Origin of the sequence: Marinobacter nanhaiticus D15-8W (genome assembly GCF_036511935.1) — a bacterium.
GTDB classification, from domain to species: domain Bacteria; phylum Pseudomonadota; class Gammaproteobacteria; order Pseudomonadales; family Oleiphilaceae; genus Marinobacter_A; species Marinobacter_A nanhaiticus.
Genome location: NZ_AP028878.1, coordinates 729,961 through 744,988, shown reverse-complemented (window position 1 = coordinate 744,988; position 15,028 = coordinate 729,961). Strand labels below are relative to the sequence as shown.

14 protein-coding genes are annotated in these 15,028 nt (G+C 60.7%); 8 read left to right on the top strand and 6 right to left on the bottom strand.

The window, feature by feature from the left end:
- Nucleotides 1-236: 236 nt before the first annotated feature.
- Both tcdA and RE428_RS03270 read left to right on the top strand, forming a co-directional pair.
- Entirely contained in the window at nt 237-1,040 is an 804-nt protein-coding gene (gene tcdA / locus RE428_RS03275) for a tRNA cyclic N6-threonylcarbamoyladenosine(37) synthase TcdA (protein WP_004578965.1), read from the top strand.
- A 126-nt stretch (nt 1,041-1,166) separates the two neighbouring features.
- Complete coding sequence (locus RE428_RS03270; protein ID WP_004578966.1) at nt 1,167-3,026, top strand: cation:proton antiporter; 1,860 nt, start codon at nt 1,167-1,169, stop codon at nt 3,024-3,026.
- 29 nt (nt 3,027-3,055) lie between these two features.
- On the opposite strand, the gene RE428_RS03265 is transcribed toward RE428_RS03270, so the two are convergent.
- The 3 genes from RE428_RS03265 to RE428_RS03255 all read right to left on the bottom strand — a co-directional run bounded on the left by RE428_RS03265 (nt 3,056) and on the right by RE428_RS03255 (nt 5,795).
- Nucleotides 3,056-4,009 (bottom strand): NADP-dependent oxidoreductase, encoded by a 954-nt coding sequence (locus RE428_RS03265; RefSeq protein ID WP_004578967.1) that lies wholly within the window; start codon nt 4,007-4,009, stop codon nt 3,056-3,058.
- A gap of 200 nt (nt 4,010-4,209) precedes the next feature.
- Nucleotides 4,210-4,647: an acyl-CoA thioesterase gene (locus RE428_RS03260; RefSeq protein WP_227500259.1), complete on the bottom strand. Its 438-nt coding sequence runs from the start codon at nt 4,645-4,647 to the stop codon at nt 4,210-4,212.
- 17 nt (nt 4,648-4,664) lie between these two features.
- A complete protein-coding gene (locus RE428_RS03255) occupies nt 4,665-5,795 on the bottom strand; it encodes an SMP-30/gluconolactonase/LRE family protein (protein ID WP_004578969.1) in 1,131 nt (376 codons plus the stop codon).
- Between the two features lie 225 nt (nt 5,796-6,020).
- On the opposite strand from RE428_RS03255, the gene RE428_RS03250 reads away from it, so the two are divergent.
- Nucleotides 6,021-6,170, top strand: a complete 150-nt coding sequence (locus RE428_RS03250) for a hypothetical protein (protein ID WP_154660717.1) — start codon at nt 6,021-6,023, stop codon at nt 6,168-6,170.
- Here RE428_RS03250 and RE428_RS03245 read toward each other — a convergent pair.
- Both RE428_RS03245 and RE428_RS03240 read right to left on the bottom strand, forming a co-directional pair.
- Nucleotides 6,167-6,946 (bottom strand): alpha/beta fold hydrolase, encoded by a 780-nt coding sequence (locus RE428_RS03245; RefSeq protein ID WP_004578970.1) that lies wholly within the window; start codon nt 6,944-6,946, stop codon nt 6,167-6,169. The genes RE428_RS03250 and RE428_RS03245 overlap by 4 nt on opposite strands.
- 10 nt (nt 6,947-6,956) lie before the next feature.
- Nucleotides 6,957-7,640 (bottom strand): hypothetical protein, encoded by a 684-nt coding sequence (locus RE428_RS03240; RefSeq protein ID WP_004578971.1) that lies wholly within the window; start codon nt 7,638-7,640, stop codon nt 6,957-6,959.
- A 272-nt stretch (nt 7,641-7,912) separates the two neighbouring features.
- Here RE428_RS03240 and RE428_RS03235 point away from each other — a divergent pair, with 272 nt between their 5' ends.
- From RE428_RS03235 to RE428_RS03215, 5 genes are all read left to right on the top strand, one after another.
- Nucleotides 7,913-8,368 carry a PilZ domain-containing protein gene (locus RE428_RS03235; protein ID WP_004578972.1) on the top strand — a complete coding sequence of 152 codons (456 nt, stop codon included), beginning with the start codon at nt 7,913-7,915 and terminating at the stop codon, nt 8,366-8,368.
- A 316-nt stretch (nt 8,369-8,684) separates the two neighbouring features.
- Nucleotides 8,685-9,740 carry an AraC family transcriptional regulator gene (locus RE428_RS03230; protein ID WP_051079741.1) on the top strand — a complete coding sequence of 352 codons (1,056 nt, stop codon included), beginning with the start codon at nt 8,685-8,687 and terminating at the stop codon, nt 9,738-9,740.
- Between the two features lie 176 nt (nt 9,741-9,916).
- Nucleotides 9,917-11,347: a cardiolipin synthase gene (gene cls, locus RE428_RS03225; RefSeq protein WP_004578974.1), complete on the top strand. Its 1,431-nt coding sequence runs from the start codon at nt 9,917-9,919 to the stop codon at nt 11,345-11,347.
- A 126-nt stretch (nt 11,348-11,473) separates the two neighbouring features.
- Complete coding sequence (locus RE428_RS03220; RefSeq protein ID WP_004578975.1) at nt 11,474-12,160, top strand: GntR family transcriptional regulator; 687 nt, start codon at nt 11,474-11,476, stop codon at nt 12,158-12,160.
- A complete protein-coding gene (locus RE428_RS03215; protein ID WP_004578976.1) occupies nt 12,147-12,587 on the top strand; it encodes a hypothetical protein in 441 nt (146 codons plus the stop codon). Before RE428_RS03220 ends, RE428_RS03215 begins: the two co-directional genes overlap by 14 nt.
- A gap of 5 nt (nt 12,588-12,592) precedes the next feature.
- Here RE428_RS03215 and RE428_RS03210 read toward each other — a convergent pair whose 3' ends face one another.
- Nucleotides 12,593-14,854: a patatin-like phospholipase family protein gene (locus RE428_RS03210; RefSeq protein ID WP_004578977.1), complete on the bottom strand. Its 2,262-nt coding sequence runs from the start codon at nt 14,852-14,854 to the stop codon at nt 12,593-12,595.
- Nucleotides 14,855-15,028: the final 174 nt, after the last annotated feature.

Genomic DNA, 15,028 nt, shown 5'->3' with positions numbered 1-15,028 from the left:
AACTCGAGCGTGTAGCAGATGCTTTAGCTTCTGAGGCACCGGAGGTGCCCATGCTCTTACGACTCCTGGCCTCCTGTCCCCCTAATCCGCAATGAACCTTTTTTATTTGCCCTTCCTGTCTCGTACACATCGTCCCGGTTTGCACGTACCCGCCAGCCATGGTTTCAGCCGGCGTGTCAGGTACAATCCGCTCCATCTGAAGACTGCGTGGCGCCAGGTCGCCTGGGGAACCAATGATGGACACCGACGATTACAGCTTCCGCTTTGGCGGCATCGAACGGCTCTACGGTCGACGTGCGCTGAAAGCTTTTCGCCAGGCTCATATGGCAGTGGTTGGCCTGGGCGGCGTCGGTTCCTGGGCGGCTGAAGCCCTGGCGCGCAGTGGCGTTGGCCGGATCACCCTGATCGACATGGACGATGTGTGCGTGTCGAACACTAATCGCCAACTGCATGCGCTGACCGGCGAATACGGCCGGACCAAGACCGATGTCATGGCCCAGCGCCTGAAGAACATCAATCCAGCGATGCAGGTGGATATCCATTTCGGCTTCCTGACCCCCAAGAACGCGGCGGATCTATTGAGCGAGGATCTGGCGGGCGTGGTGGACGCCATCGATAGCGTCAAGGCCAAAGCCGCCCTGATTGCCCACTGTAAACGGCGCAAGATCCCCATGGTCTGTGCCGGCGGCGCCGGTGGACAGATGGATCCCACCCAGATTCAGGTGGCCGACCTGAGCCGCACAACCCAGGATCCTTTGTTGGCGAAAGTCCGCAACCTCTTGCGTCGGGAATATAATTTCTCCCGCAATCCCAAGCGCCGTTTCGGCATCGAGGCCGTATACTCGCTAGAGCAGCTCACGTATCCTGCGGAAGACGGTGAAGTCTGCCTGCAGAAGCCGGATACCGACGGCCCGGTGCGCCTGGATTGCGCCACCGGCTTTGGTGCAGCCAGTCCGGTTACAGCCACATTCGGCTTCGTGGCCGCCTCGCGCCTGCTCAACCGTCTCGCCAGGAAGGCCCGGGATACGGCATCCGAGTAACGCCCTGTAGCGTATGTCGCTGTTGCGGTATGGATACCCACAAGGCGTGGCTGACGCTACGGCAGCCAGACTTGACCCAACGTAAAAACGACTTGATCGATCCATCGGAAATGGACCGCCCCCTCTATGTCAGAGAACATCGTCCTCCTACTCGCGAGCATCGGCGTACTGTCCCTGTTTTGCCAATGGCTGGCCTGGCGAGTGCGTATGCCTGCCATCCTGTTCCTGCTTGCGGGCGGTATTGCCGCCGGTCCACTCCTTAACTGGCTGGAGCCCCAACTCCTTTTCGGTGACTTGTTGTTCCCGCTGGTATCCCTGGCGGTGGCCGTCATTCTATTCGAAGGCAGCCTCACCCTCGACTACGCCGAGATAAAGGGCCATGGCAAGATGGTCCGCAACCTTGTGCCGGTGGGATCGCTTGTCACCTGGGCTGTGGGTACGCTGGCCGCACGCTGGGCGCTCGATATATCGTGGGAGGTCGCCTTGCTGTTCGGCGCCATTTCAGTGGTGACCGGCCCCACGGTCATCGCACCGCTGCTACGCACCGTCAAACCTGCGGCCAAGCTGGCCAACATCCTGCGCTGGGAAGGGATTATCATCGACCCGGTGGGCGCCTTGCTCGCGGTCCTGGTGTTCGAGGGGATCGTCTCCTGGGGCCAGGGCAACGTTTTCGGCCATTCCCTCTACATCTTCGGCAAGACGATCGCCATCGGCACCATCCTGGGAGCCGCCGCCGGCTGGCTCACCGGCATTGCCCTACGCAAGCACCTGGTTCCGCAATACCTGCACAATGCCGGCACACTCACCTTTATGCTTGGCGTCTATGCCCTATCCAACGAGATGGCCCACGAATCCGGTCTGCTGACCGTCACGGTGATGGGGATCTGGATGGCCAATATGAAGCAGGTACCGATCGAGAGTATCCTGGAATTCAAGGAATCCCTGAGCGTCCTTTTGATTTCCGCCCTGTTCATTATCCTTGCCGCACGGGTGGAATTCTCCGCCATTGCCGAACTGGGCTGGGGTCTGGTGGTCGTGCTGATCGCGTTGCTGTTGGTGGCGCGACCGGCGAGTATCTTCCTCTCGGCGATCGGCACGACCCTGAACTGGCGGGAGAAGCTTTTCCTGAGCTGGGTCGCGCCGCGGGGTATCGTTGCTGCTGCAGTGTCCGCGTTGTTTGCCTTCCAGCTGCAAAACATCGGCTACGAAAGCGCCGGCGTGCTGGTACCGCTGGTGTTCATGGTAATCATCACCACCGTCACACTGCAGAGTCTTACGGCACGGCCGGTGGCGCGTCTGCTCAAGGTGGCGGAGCCCGCGGACTATGGCTTCCTGATCCTCGGGGCCAACAGTGTCGCCCGCCAGATCGGCCAGGCACTGCAGAAGGTGGAAGTACCGGTGGTCTTGACCGATACCAACTGGGAAAACGTACGCCAGGCTCGCATGGATAACCTGCAGGTGTACTTCGGCAACCCGGTATCGGAGCATGCCTCCACCCACCTGGATCTGACCGGCATCGGCAACCTGCTTGTGATCTCGCCCTATAAGCAGCTCAACTCACTGGCGACATATCACTTCCTCGACTGGTTCGGCAACGGCAGCGTTTACAGCCTGTCCGAGGGCGATCAGGACCAGAAGGCCCGCCACCAGACTGCGGAGAAGATCCAGCAGACCCGCGGCTTGTTCGGCGACATGAGCTACGCCAAGCTGGCCAGCATGGTGAGCAAAGGTTACACGGTGAAGACCACGCAGCTCAGCGAAGCGTTCACCTACGAGAACTTCCAGAACCAATACGAGCATCAGGCCATCGTGCTGTTCGTGATCGATCCACGGGAACGCATTTACGCCGTGACCGCGGAGAACAATCTCAAGCCGGAGAAGGGTTGGGTACTGGTGAGCCTGGTTCCGCCGCAGAAACCGAAGGAACGTAAAGAGAAAGAAGCCGGGCCAGAACAGCCGACCGGCGCCACGACCGCCCAGGCCTGAAGACGAGCCCCAGGCCTGGGGAGCCTCGTCTATCGTGCCTGGCAGTCCAGCACGAGCTTGCCCCGGACGTGGCCGGCTTCCAGCTTCTGGTGTGCCGCAACCGCATGGGCCAGGGGGAATGTCTCATCAACATGCAGCCGCACGTCGCCATCCTCGATCAGCTCGGCGATTTCCTCCAGGTGGAACACGTCCGGTCGCACGGTCATGCCGTGGGCCCGGAGCCCCATATTTTCCGCAGCGGTAATGATCGGATCGGCAGTGACCGTGGGGATAGTCACCAGCACGCCATGTTCGGCGAGGGTATGCAGGGAGCGATGGCCGGTTTCACCGCCCACCAGATCGAGCACGACATCCAGTCCGTAGCACGCATCCACAAAATCATCACAGGTGTAGTCGATCACTTCGTCGGCGCCCAGGGTTGCCAGGAAATCCGCGTTCGAGGCTGAGGCGGTAGCAATGACATGGGCACCCCTTGCCTTGGCGAACTGGATAGCCAAGTGTCCCACGCCGCCAGCGCCGGCATGGATCAAGACCTTGTCCTCGGGCTTTAGCCCGGCCATCTCGAACAGTCCCTGCCAGGCGGTCAGTGCCGCCAGGGGGAGTCCACCCGCCGAGACCAGGTCCATCTCCTCGGGCACGATGATCAGTTCATCCTCCCGTGCCAAGGCATAATCGGCATAACCGCCACCCGCCCCGGGAAAACCGATCATTCCCATCACCCGATCGCCAGCGGATAGCGTGGTGACGTCATCGCCCACTTCGATCACCGTGCCGGCAAGATCGTAGCCAGGCGTCCACGGTAGCCGATCCTTGATCTGCTGGGCGGCAAACCCGAGACCTTTGCGGGTTTTCCAGTCAATGGGGTTGAGACCGGCGCCCGCCACACGGACACACACCTGGTTCGCCGAGGGCGTCGGCTGGTCGGACTCGACCAGTTTCAGCACGTCGGCCTCACCGAACTGTTCATAGACGATGTGACGCATGATGGCTCTCCACAGCTGATGGCTATCCATGACTGACGGTTGAACGATGTCGGAAATGAACCAGGCCGGCGTATGTGCCGAACCGGGTTTGAAAGAAGACTAGCAGAAATACATGATCCCGGAATAACACCTGGATTGCCTTGCACATCCCAGGTGCTGCGACGGCTGCAAGCGCATCGGACACTAGCACTTGTCCCTGCTTAAGGACTCGTAATCACTGCGTTACCGAGAATTTCACCGTACTCTTTGGGAACCCGCGCCGGACGCTGGGTCCTGAGATCGACGCAGGCATGCGTCGACAGTGCCCGGGCGAGACACTTTCCGTCGTCCTGACGAATCAACTGGAAGCGGCGTGCCGAGCGAAAGCGACCATCGAAATCCACCAGCCAGGTTCCCAGCAAGAGATGGTCACCTTCGTTGGCGGCTGCCAGGTAATCGATTTCGGTGCGGGTGATGGCCATGGCACGGCCGGTTGCCTCGTGGATATCCCAGGTCATACCCAAACTCTCGATATGGGCCCAGCTGACCTCTTCCAACCAGCGCACATACACCACATTGTTGGCGTGCCCCAGCCGGTCCACGTCCTCAGGCTTTACCACAATCGGCATGATGAACGGACCCGGCAGGTCCCAGTCGATCAGGTCTGGCACGTCTGTCACGGTGTTTGCTCCTTTTTTGGTTCCGGTACGGCATTCGGGCCGGATAAATCATCCAGGGCGGGCACCGCGCTCATCGGCAGACGCCCGATACGGTCATTGTGCAGTGAGCCGAAATACAGCATCCCTGCGTGCGGCTCGACGGAGGTGATTTCCTGCAGGTGCGCGCCACCGGGGTCATGCAGGCTGGCGATGATCTTCCCGTCGCGGTCCAGGGCCAGCACCAGCCCGTATTCCTCTGGCGGCGGCTTCAGGCTGTCCGGCAGCTTGGCAATCTGCTCCTTGACCCAGGGATAGGGATGGATGCGATCCATGAACGCATTGCGTGTCGTGGCCAGGGCCAACCAGAAGCGACCTTCGCTGTCCGCAGCAATACCGTCGGGGAAGCCCGGCAGGTTGTCCACGAACACCTCCACCGAGCCCGCCTTGGGGCCACCGAGCCAGTACCTCAGGGTGCGGTATTTCCAGGTTTCGTTCACCAGCACGAATTTACCGTCCCGAGAGACCGCGACACCATTAGCAAAATGGAGATCCCTGAGCAGCACTTCCGTCTTGCGCGTCGCCGGGTTGTACTGCAGCAGTCGACCATGGGGGCGCATTTCCAGGAGGTCGAGCATGTATTCGGACTGATTGAACCGTGAGCTGGCGTCGGTGAAATAGATCATACCCCGGGGACCGATATCCACGTCGTCGGTAAAACGAAAGGGCAGGCCCTCGGCCTCTTTTGACAGGGTGCGGATCGTGCCCGACGGCGGGTCGATGGACAGCAGTCCCTTATAGGCGTCGGCGACGATCAGGTTGCCGTTGCGGTCAAACGCCATACCCAGCGGACGGCCGCCGGTTTCCGCCCAAGTCTCGACCCGTCCGTCGGGCCAGACACGGACGATCTTGCCATCCTGGGTGCCGCCATAGACACGACCGGCGGGGTCCACGTCCACGTCTTCCGGTCCGTAGACATCGCCCACAGCCAGCAGCTCCGCCTGTTGCAGCAGCTCGTTGCGCGCCAGCTCGCCCTCAAGGGGCGGCGGTTCGGGCGGGTTCCATGCTCGGCTATCAACGGGCGACGGCGTAAAGAGAAATCCGCCGATCGCCAGAAAAATCACAACACAGACCGCATAGACCCAGCGCATGGGTGCTCCTTAAGTCAGCTTCGCAAATCCCCGTGATGAAACAGACGCCTGTCCGCCTGAAGGGCATATTCCAACCAATCTACCAAAAGCATAACGGCCCGACGAATGCCCTTGGGCGATCACTTATTGCTCAGCCTGTTGACGTCAAGTATCGTCGGCGCTCATTTTCTGGTCGGTTCGCCTCTTGGTGGCGAATCTCGACCCCCCTATTCCGGAGTGGGTCTCATGCTCTACGAGGTTGCCTCGCCCCTGTTCACAGTTGCGGGTCTGTCAGTGCTGTTCGGCGTTGTCTACAGTGCCAAGTGCTTCTTCGACAACCGCATGGCCGAGCTGGACCAGAAAGACGACGGCAAGACCCCGGCGACGGGCGCCTAATCGAACTCGCCGTCCAGGAAGCGGCGGCACAGCTTGGCAAACAGGTCGGCCTTTTCCGCATGCAGCCAGTGGCCGGTGCCCGGGATGATCCGCAACACTGCGTGGGGGAAGAGACGCGCCACCGTGTCACGGTGGCTGTCCTGGATGTAGTTGGATTCGCCGCCCTTCAGGAAGAGTGTCGGTCCCTCGTAGGGCCCTTGGGCCGTCGGGCCTTCGGCGATCTGCGGGTAGTCCCGCTCGATGGCCTCCAGGTTGATCCGCCAGCCAAAGCCCCCTTCGTCAGTGCGCACCAGGTTCTTTAGCAGAAACTGACGCACCGCTGGAGTCTCCACATACTTTGCCAGCCACTTGTCTGCGTCCCCGCGGGATTTGACGGACGCAAGGTTCAATCCGGTCAGCCCGTCGATAATCGCATCGTGATGCGGTGGGTAGGGCACCGGCGAGATGTCCGCCACGATCAGTCGTCCAACCCGATCCGGGTGCGCCAGCGCCAGCTCCATCGCCGTTTTTCCACCCATGGAATGCCCGAGCACCGCCGCCTGGTCAATGCCCTGACTATCCAGGTAGCGCAAGACGTCATCCGCCATTGCCGGATAGCCCATATCCTCTACGTGGGGCGAGCGGCCGTGGTTGCGAAGATCCAGCGCGTGAACCTGCCAGGTGTCCGACAAGCGTTGGGTAACACCACCCAGGTTCTCCAGGGAACCGAACAGACCGTGCAGCAGGATCAGGGGGTCACCCTCCCCAACCACTCGATGATGGAGATCGAGACTCATGATCGTCTCCTTAAAGCCAGGCGCGGAGTTCACCCAGCGCCGTTGAATTGATCAGGTAGGGAACTTCATGTGTCCGGGCCAGCTGTTGCACTTCGGCCGCGAGGGCATCGAGATCCTCAATCTGCGGACTCAGCGTGGCATGTTCCGACACATAGCCCCACATATGCTGCAGCGAATTGCGAACTCCTCCCTCCGGCGGTGCCACGCGGGAGGCATTGACCATCGCCAGCCAGAGCAGCTCCAGCGGCACCGATCGCGAGGCGACGCGCCGGCCGAAACTCTCGTACGCCTGGCGGTTGCGCGCCAGTAAACTGTATTTGTAGGTGGCCCAGAGTTCGTGGTCGTTCTTTGGTAGACGAATGCGCCCTTTCTTGCCCTCGGCTACCCGGTCGGCAATGTAACGAATCTCGTCTTTCAGCGCCTGATGCGCCAGCGGCGGCCAGATGATCGCTTCGGTAGTCACCTTGACCTCGCCGGGAACGGCCATGCCCCGAAGCGTCATCTCGCCCATCAATTGGTTGAGACGCAGGGTCAGGGCATCTTCGTGCCCCTGCCATTCCAGCGGCAGACGATCACCGGCGCTACGGGCCCGATCAGTACTGACCAACCCGACCAGCAACCGCATCTGGCCAGCCAGCAGCTCGTCATCGAGGAAGCCGGCATCGAGATCGAATATCCTGTTTTTCTGAATCAAGTCACGTCCTCCGGCAATTCATCAAGTCCGCCCCAAACAGAGCTTCACGGACACAGCCCGGCAATATGAGCATACTTTTCCAGTCGATAACAGGGAGATGCCGTGATCCCTTGACTGACACCTGCCGACCATCCGGCAGGACGGCCCGCTCATGCCCGAGGTAGTTTGCTATTGTTGGGCGGAATGTCAGGATAACGAAAGGCCCTGTCCCGGACGCATCGATAAGAGGCGCACCGATAAGAAGAACGCGAAGAAAAAAGGATGACCTATCCATGGAGACACCCAGCAAGAATCAGGAGCGCCGCCGCTTTCGCCGGCTACCCGCGGCAGAGCTGCACGCGGCCTGGCGCCCCCGAAAGGCCCTGTTCGGCGGCTATACGCCGACGCAAAGTCACGACTTTACCCGTGAGGGACTCTCCATTACCGAGAAGGCGGATACCTTCCAGATCGGCGATCGGGTTGAATTGAGGCTGCAACTGACAATGACGGCCAGCAGCATCAGCCTGGAACGCCTGATTGCCGAGGTCGTGAACGAACGTCCGTTGGAGGGAGACAGCAGCCTCACCCGCTTCGGTCTTGCCTTCGACTTCACCGGCAGCCGCCTGATGCGTTCGCAGCAAACCCGCGCTCAATTAGGCCGTATTGAAGGCATTCTCGAGCGGAGCGAAAAACTGCGTCTACGCCTGCAGCCTTTGGAGAACATCCACGGTCTTGCGGAGCAGGTATAAAGCGGCACTGGGAAAGGGACTAAAAAAGGCCGCCTAACGGCGGCCGACGTGCGAAGGGATTCAGCAATAGAAGATGCTGTTGAGATAGTCCTTGAGAGCCTCGCAGTTGCGGCGTTCAAGTTCCGTGCGGGGCACAAAGATTTCAAGTTCCATTCTGCACACCTCCTGACAACGTCAGACAACCCATGAAAGGACGTTCAGGTTAAACGTTCAAGCCATCCAGTGCGTTGACGCTCCGTCCCAACTGTTTGACATTTCGTAACACCCCCGTGAATCTTAAGGGACTGCCGCTTCGGAGGTTCCAATAAAAATATCGATGCCGAATACACCCACACGAACGCCTTCGCAACACACCGAACCCGCTCCGGATGAGCCGTTGGTAGCCGCCTCCACGGCGCTGGGGCTGATTCACTATCTGGACACCCGCGGCAAACTCGACAAATCCCAAGCTGAACACCTGTTGGGCCGCCCCCTGGACACACTCAGCGATCCGGACCTGCGCATTCCCGCCTGCAGCCACTACCGGCTCTGGCAGCACGCCGAGGAAGTCACCGGCGACGCGGCCGTCGGCCTCCATGTGGGCGAGGTGGTGGACCCGGACCGGATGGGCCTGTTGGGCCATGTTTTCTTCAACTGCGACACCCTGGGCGAAGCGGCCACGCAATACGTGCGCCTGCACCGACTGATCAATGAGAGCGTCAACCTGCAGTTCGAGACGGATAATGAACTGGCCATACTCACCTGGCAGGTAGACCAGCCGGACCACTACTGCCGCCAGGACATGGACCGCACGCTATCCGCTGCGATCAACCGGGCCCGGCATTTCATCCACCCACGACTGGATATTGCGTGGGTTCGCGTCAGCCACCCGGAGCCGGACTATGCCGACGAGTATCGGCGCATTCTCGACTGTCCAATCTCCTTCAATGAGCCGGACACGGCCCTGGCCTTCAGTGCGCACTACCTGAGCCGACCGATTCCCCATCGCAACCCCTACCTGCATTCCGCCATGCTACGCCAGGTCAACGCGCTGCTGGCCAAGGTGCAGACCCGCCGGCGCTTCAGCCGCAAGGTACGTCGGCTGATTTCCCAGCAGATGGCCTCGGAGCGGATCGATGCCGATAGTTTGGCCCAACAGCTCCATATGAGCCGCCAGACTCTCTACCGTCGCCTGAAGAAGGAAGGCATGAGCTTCCAGGAACTGGTGGAACACGTGCGTAAGGACAAGGCTTTGCGGTATGTTGCGTCTGACCGTTACGCGCTGGGGGAAATTGCCTTCCTTCTCGGGTTTTCCGAACTGAGCGCCTTCAGCCGGGCCTTCAAGCGCTGGACCGGTGAGTCGCCGGCCCAGTTCCGCGCCCGTCACCACTGATCCGGAGCATCCAGTGTCCCATTTGGTTAGTTCGCTGATCCACGTCGTTTCGCTGACAGCGCCGGCCAAGACGCAATGCCGTAGGCGGTACGATTTGAGAGCGAGCCACCGCAATGCAGCCGACGAGGCCCTCGGAGGCTTGGCAGGGCCGCGAATGAATCAGATGAGGCACTAACATGTGGGATCCGGTCTTACTCACCCTGCTACTCGGGACCGTCTACGGTCTCGCATTGTTCGGGGTGTTTCGCATCCTGCTGAACTACCGGACGACCCAGGGCGCCATTGCGTGGATCATCGCCCTGCTCGCGTTTCCCTACGTCGCTTTGCCGGTGTTTGTGCTGTTCGGTCGCAACCGTTTCGCAGGCTATATTCGCGCCCGACGCTCCGGCGACGAGGCACTCAACCAGCTGTTGACCGTTTTCGAGAACGAGAACGAACTGACCCGCATCCCAAAGACCGACGACCCCAGCCCGGAGCTGCGGGTACTCACGAGCCTGGTGCGCCAACCCTTCACCAGCGGCAACCACTGCACCCTCCTAAAGGACGGCAGGGAAACCTTCGACGCCCTGTTCGATGCCATGGAAAGCGCCCGGCAGTATATCCTGCTGGAGTTCTACATCGTTCGTTCGGACCGTGTGGGGCAGCGCATCAAGTCGATCCTCAAGCGAAAACTGGCTGAAGGGGTCAAGGTCTACTTCATCTATGACGACATCGGCAGCGTGTGGCTGTCGCGCAATTACCTGAAGGAACTGACCAATGCTGGGGCCCGGGTAGCAGCCTTCGGCGATGGCAACGTGCGACGGCGACGATTCCAGATCAACTTCCGCAACCACCGCAAGCTGGTGATCTGCGACGGCACGCTCGGGTTCGTCGGGGGCATCAACCTCGGTGACGAATACCTGGGCACCCAGTCCAACGCGCTCGCCTGGCGCGATACCCACTGCCGTATCGAAGGGCCGGCAGTGATGGGCTTGCAGTTGGCCTTCGTCGAGGACTGGTACTGGGCCGCCAGCGACCTGCCCGCCCTGAATTGGGCGCCCAAGCCTTCACCTCACGGCGACCAAGAGGTGCTGATCGTGCCCACAGGACCGGCAGACCGGTTCGATACCGGCACCCTTTTCTTTCTCAACTGCATCAACAGTGCCCGGGAGCGTATCTGGATCACTTCCCCCTATTTCGTGCCCGACCTGCAAATCGTCAACGCCCTGCAACTGGCCGCGCTGCGGGGCGTGGACGTACGCATCCTGATCCCGGAAAACCCGGATCATCAACTGGTCCGCCTGGCCGCGTACTCCTACCTTGTCCAGGCCCGTAAGGCGGGGATCAGCATCTACCGCTACCAGCCCGGATTCCTGCACGAGAAAGTGGTTTTGGTGGACGACCGCTACGCCGCCGTTGGCACCGCGAACCTGGACAATCGCTCAATGCGACTGAATTTCGAGATTGCAGCCCTGTTCACGGACGAGACCTTCATTGCCGAGGTCCGTCAGATGCTGGAGGAGGATCTGCGTCACTGCCGCCCCATGACCGAGGCCGACTACAGCGAACGCTCCGTCGCCTTCCGCCTGGCCTGCCGGGCGGTCAGACTACTGGCCCCGCTTCTGTAAAGCCGCCCTTGCAGTTATTGCGAAATGTGAGAGCATAACGCCAAGCTACTTTGGCTGCCGGATGACCGTTTCGCGCGGATCCGTCAGGAAGTGAACCGGTTATCAGGAATTATCCGGAAACCCTTGATGAAGCCTTTCAAGCCCCGCGAGACCCTGACTGAGCAGGTCGCCCAGCATATCGAGAACCTGATCGCCTTCGGCCAGCTCCGCTCCGGCGAGCGCATTTATGAAAGCGCCATGGCGAAGCAGCTGGATGTTAGTCACGGTTCGGTGCGCGAAGGGCTATTGCTGCTGGAGAAACGTCACCTGGTACGCAACGTGCCGCGCAAGGGCGCGTTCGTGACAGCGCTCGATAGTTTCTTCGTCCGCAGCCTTTACGAAGTACTGGAACTCTACCTCTGCCATACAGGCCGGCGTTTGGCGCGCCTATGGCAGCCGGAGGACATGGAAAAACTCGAGTCCCTCTATGCCCGCATGGACGAATGCTACAAACGGGGCGACCTGCTGGCGTTCCTCGATCTTGGTATCGAATACACCCAGGCCTCCCTCGCCTACGCCGATAACTACTTTATCCTCGAAGCCATCAAGGATCTCTGGCCTTCGGCCCGTCGCTGCGCCTTCCTCGCCTTCCAGCACGCCAACCAGCGCGTGCTGGAGGACAATCTCGCCCACATGCGCGAATCCATCGAAGCCATCAAGGCGCGGGATGAAGGGCTGCTGGTGGAAATCATGCGACGCTACGCCAACCAACAGTGCGAACAGGTACTTTCCTATATCGGGGATGATCAGCCGCGCAGCGATGTCGCCAATTGAGCGCCTCTGGGGTCGCCCGCTGGCTGTCGCGCTGTTGCTGACCCTCGCTGGCTGTGCATCCTCACCGCCCGAGGCGCCTCGACCCGAACCGGACTTCGACCCCATCCCCACGGTAACGCCGCCCGTTGAGGAGACCGACGCCACCGAAGCCGAGCCGGAACCCGAACCCAAGCCCCGCGATGAAAATGCGCGTGAGACCAGCGACGAGACACCGGCCCTTTGCGCCTGGTCGAAGATCCGCGGCGTTGCCTCGCTGCTGGCACGGGAAAAGGATGTAGGCACCTGGCAGTTCTTCCCAGGTGACGACATCCTTTTCCATCCGGTACCCAGTGACGCTAAAAAAGGGGCGGAGTACCGGGCCATACTGGAACGGCCGCTGAATGGGCCCTGCGAGAAAGAACGGCTGATCCTGGTCGCGCCGATCTAGACCTGTCACGGCGAGATAAACAGACTCTCCAGGGAATAGCCTACCGTCAGGAAGACGGTCACGTGCTCATCATCCGCATAGGCTGTGGAGAGTTGGACTGGGCCGAGGAAGGTATCCACGCCGGCAAAAAGGCTCCAGGAATGGATCAGGTCTCCCCAGCTGGCATCACTGACATCCTGCCAAGCGTTGCCAGCCTCATAGCCGACACCCGCAAAATAAGGAACGAAGGGGCCGCCGAAGCGACGGTAGGCATAAAAGGTCAACAGTCCCGCATCCGGCCCCGTAATCTCGCCCCGCGCGTAGGAAGACAGGCGCCGGAAACCGCCCATGGAAATGTAGTTTTCGACCCCGGCCTCGCCATTGGTGACCGCACTGGCATACGCCTGCCCCACCAGTACGTTGCGAGCTCCGAATTCCATTGCCTTGGCGGCCAGCAATGTGGAACGATCGAAGTGGCGGTCCGATCCCAGACCGGGCCGCTCATAGCGTCCGCTAAGACCGAAAAAAGCACCATCGGTGGGCAGGAATGGATCATTCAGGGTGTCGAAGGTCAATTGCAACGTCCAGGCACCCTGATCGATCTCACTCTCAGAGAGCGAAGAATCGCCAAGGACATCATCGACCGATGCCACCCCCCGTCGGACCCCGGCACGCACCTCTCCCGCTGCGCCAAGCTCCAGACCAATACTCATATCCACGGCGTACTCGTCGACTTCGACCTCCCCCACCCGGTCACCCTGCTCGTTGAATACGGAAAAACTGTCCCGCTGGTAGTCGGCACCGGTCAGCAGGAAGCGCCGATAACCGTAATCCAGTGGCTGGAACCACTCCGTGCGAAGGTAGGGCTCTGTACCTAACTGCAGCCCGGTGGTCCACTCCCCGCCCAACGGATTGAGCTCGGTCAACTGGTAGGAGCCGGCGACATTGAACCGGGTATCGCTCTCGAAATTGTCCTCGTAGCTGAGACCGAAACGCAGGTAGTTCGGCCCCCAGGTTTTTTCCTGCACGTCAATGACGAGGACCGAGCCTTCCTCATTGTTTTCACTTGGGGCCAGCGAATAGGTCACCGTCTCGTAATATCCCAGTCCGTAGATGCGCCGTAGATCATCTTCCAACTGCTCCACGTCCAACGGTTGCCCCGCGTCCTGGCGGATACGCGAGCGCAGGAATTCCCGGGACAGTCGGGAGTCGTGGTCGATCCGGATATCGCTGATCAGGTCCGGGGTGAAGCGGGCATGGTAGCGCTCGCGCTGGTAGTCCGCCCAAGCCACAGGGTCGACCCGCAGGTCGTTGAGGCTGACCGCCTTGTTACGGGCTGCTGTGGCGCCTGCCTCGATAATTTCGGTGGCGTCAAAGAAGTCCGCGGAGGTCAGCCCTTCCAACTTGGGACGGATCAATACGTCCTGGTCGTCCAGGCGATCGAGCTGATCATCCACGTTGCGACGGGTCATCAGGGTCGTCAGCTGCCCCACCACTGAAAAGGCACCGGTGAGTTTTTCTCCCGCCAGAAGCGCATCGCTGATATCGACGGCGATCACCACATCCGCTCCCATTTCCTGGGCGACGCTGATCGGCAGGTTGTTGGCGATGCCACCGTCTACGAGTAGCCGGTTGTCGATTTCCATGGGCGCGTAAACACCGGGGATGCTCATGCTGGCACGAATGGCCTCGGCCAGGGCGCCGTCACGGATCACCACTTCGTCCCCGGTCTCCAGGTCCGTCGCTACTGCACGGAAGCGGATGGGCAACTCGTCGAAATCACGCACCAGGGCTGCGCGGCGGGTCAGCTCGTTGAGGATGAAGCCGAGGTTCTGGCCCGCGACCAGACCGCGGCCAACGGAAATGCCGTTCGGCCCCAAACCGATACCCGGATCGACAGGATAGCGCCAGTCATCGATCTTGCGCCTGACCGGTTTGTAGGCGCGGCCGGGACTGTCCTGGAAGCTCGACAACCAGTCCATTTCGACGAAGCGATCCTCGATATCGTTGACACTCATGCCAAGCGCGTACATGGCGGCTACTGCCGAACCCGCGCTGGTGCCGACGACGATGTCGATCGGAATGCGCATTTCCTCAAGCACCCGCAGTACGCCGACGTGGGCCATCCCCTTGGCCCCGCCGCCACTGAGTACAAGCGCGATGACTGGCCGCGCCCCGGGTTCGGCAACCGATCGGGATTCAGCAGCGGCCGGGGGCTCGGAGGACGACTGAGCCAATGCCTCCAGCGCCAGACAGGACATCAGGATAGCTGCGAGGATTCGAGTCAAACGGCACTCCTTTCCATTATCCGTTTCCATGGGAACCTCTGGTTAAGTCTATTAACAGTTCCGCGAGCCTCAAGGGTCTTCCCAGAAAGGCAAGAATCGCCAATAGACTTAACCGAATGTTCCTTTGCTCGGCACGCTAACGGGTCGGCAAAGGTCTACGTAGACCATCCGGGA

What these genes read in the sequence shown, in the direction of transcription:
- tcdA (WP_004578965.1), top strand. Translation starts at nt 237, where the DNA reads ATGGACACCGACGATTACAGCTTCCGCTTTGGCGGCATCGAACGGCTC.
- RE428_RS03270 (WP_004578966.1), top strand. Translation starts at nt 1,167, where the DNA reads ATGTCAGAGAACATCGTCCTCCTACTCGCGAGCATCGGCGTACTGTCC.
- RE428_RS03265 (WP_004578967.1), bottom strand. Translation starts at nt 4,009, where the DNA reads ATGCGTCACATCGTCTATGAACAGTTCGGTGAGGCCGACGTGCTGAAA.
- RE428_RS03255 (WP_004578969.1), bottom strand. Translation starts at nt 5,795, where the DNA reads ATGCGCTGGGTCTATGCGGTCTGTGTTGTGATTTTTCTGGCGATCGGC.
- RE428_RS03250 (WP_154660717.1), top strand. Translation starts at nt 6,021, where the DNA reads ATGCTCTACGAGGTTGCCTCGCCCCTGTTCACAGTTGCGGGTCTGTCA.
- RE428_RS03245 (WP_004578970.1), bottom strand. Translation starts at nt 6,946, where the DNA reads ATGAGTCTCGATCTCCATCATCGAGTGGTTGGGGAGGGTGACCCCCTG.
- RE428_RS03235 (WP_004578972.1), top strand. Translation starts at nt 7,913, where the DNA reads ATGGAGACACCCAGCAAGAATCAGGAGCGCCGCCGCTTTCGCCGGCTA.
- RE428_RS03230 (WP_051079741.1), top strand. Translation starts at nt 8,685, where the DNA reads ATGCCGAATACACCCACACGAACGCCTTCGCAACACACCGAACCCGCT.
- cls (WP_004578974.1), top strand. Translation starts at nt 9,917, where the DNA reads ATGTGGGATCCGGTCTTACTCACCCTGCTACTCGGGACCGTCTACGGT.
- RE428_RS03220 (WP_004578975.1), top strand. Translation starts at nt 11,474, where the DNA reads ATGAAGCCTTTCAAGCCCCGCGAGACCCTGACTGAGCAGGTCGCCCAG.
- RE428_RS03215 (WP_004578976.1), top strand. Translation starts at nt 12,147, where the DNA reads ATGTCGCCAATTGAGCGCCTCTGGGGTCGCCCGCTGGCTGTCGCGCTG.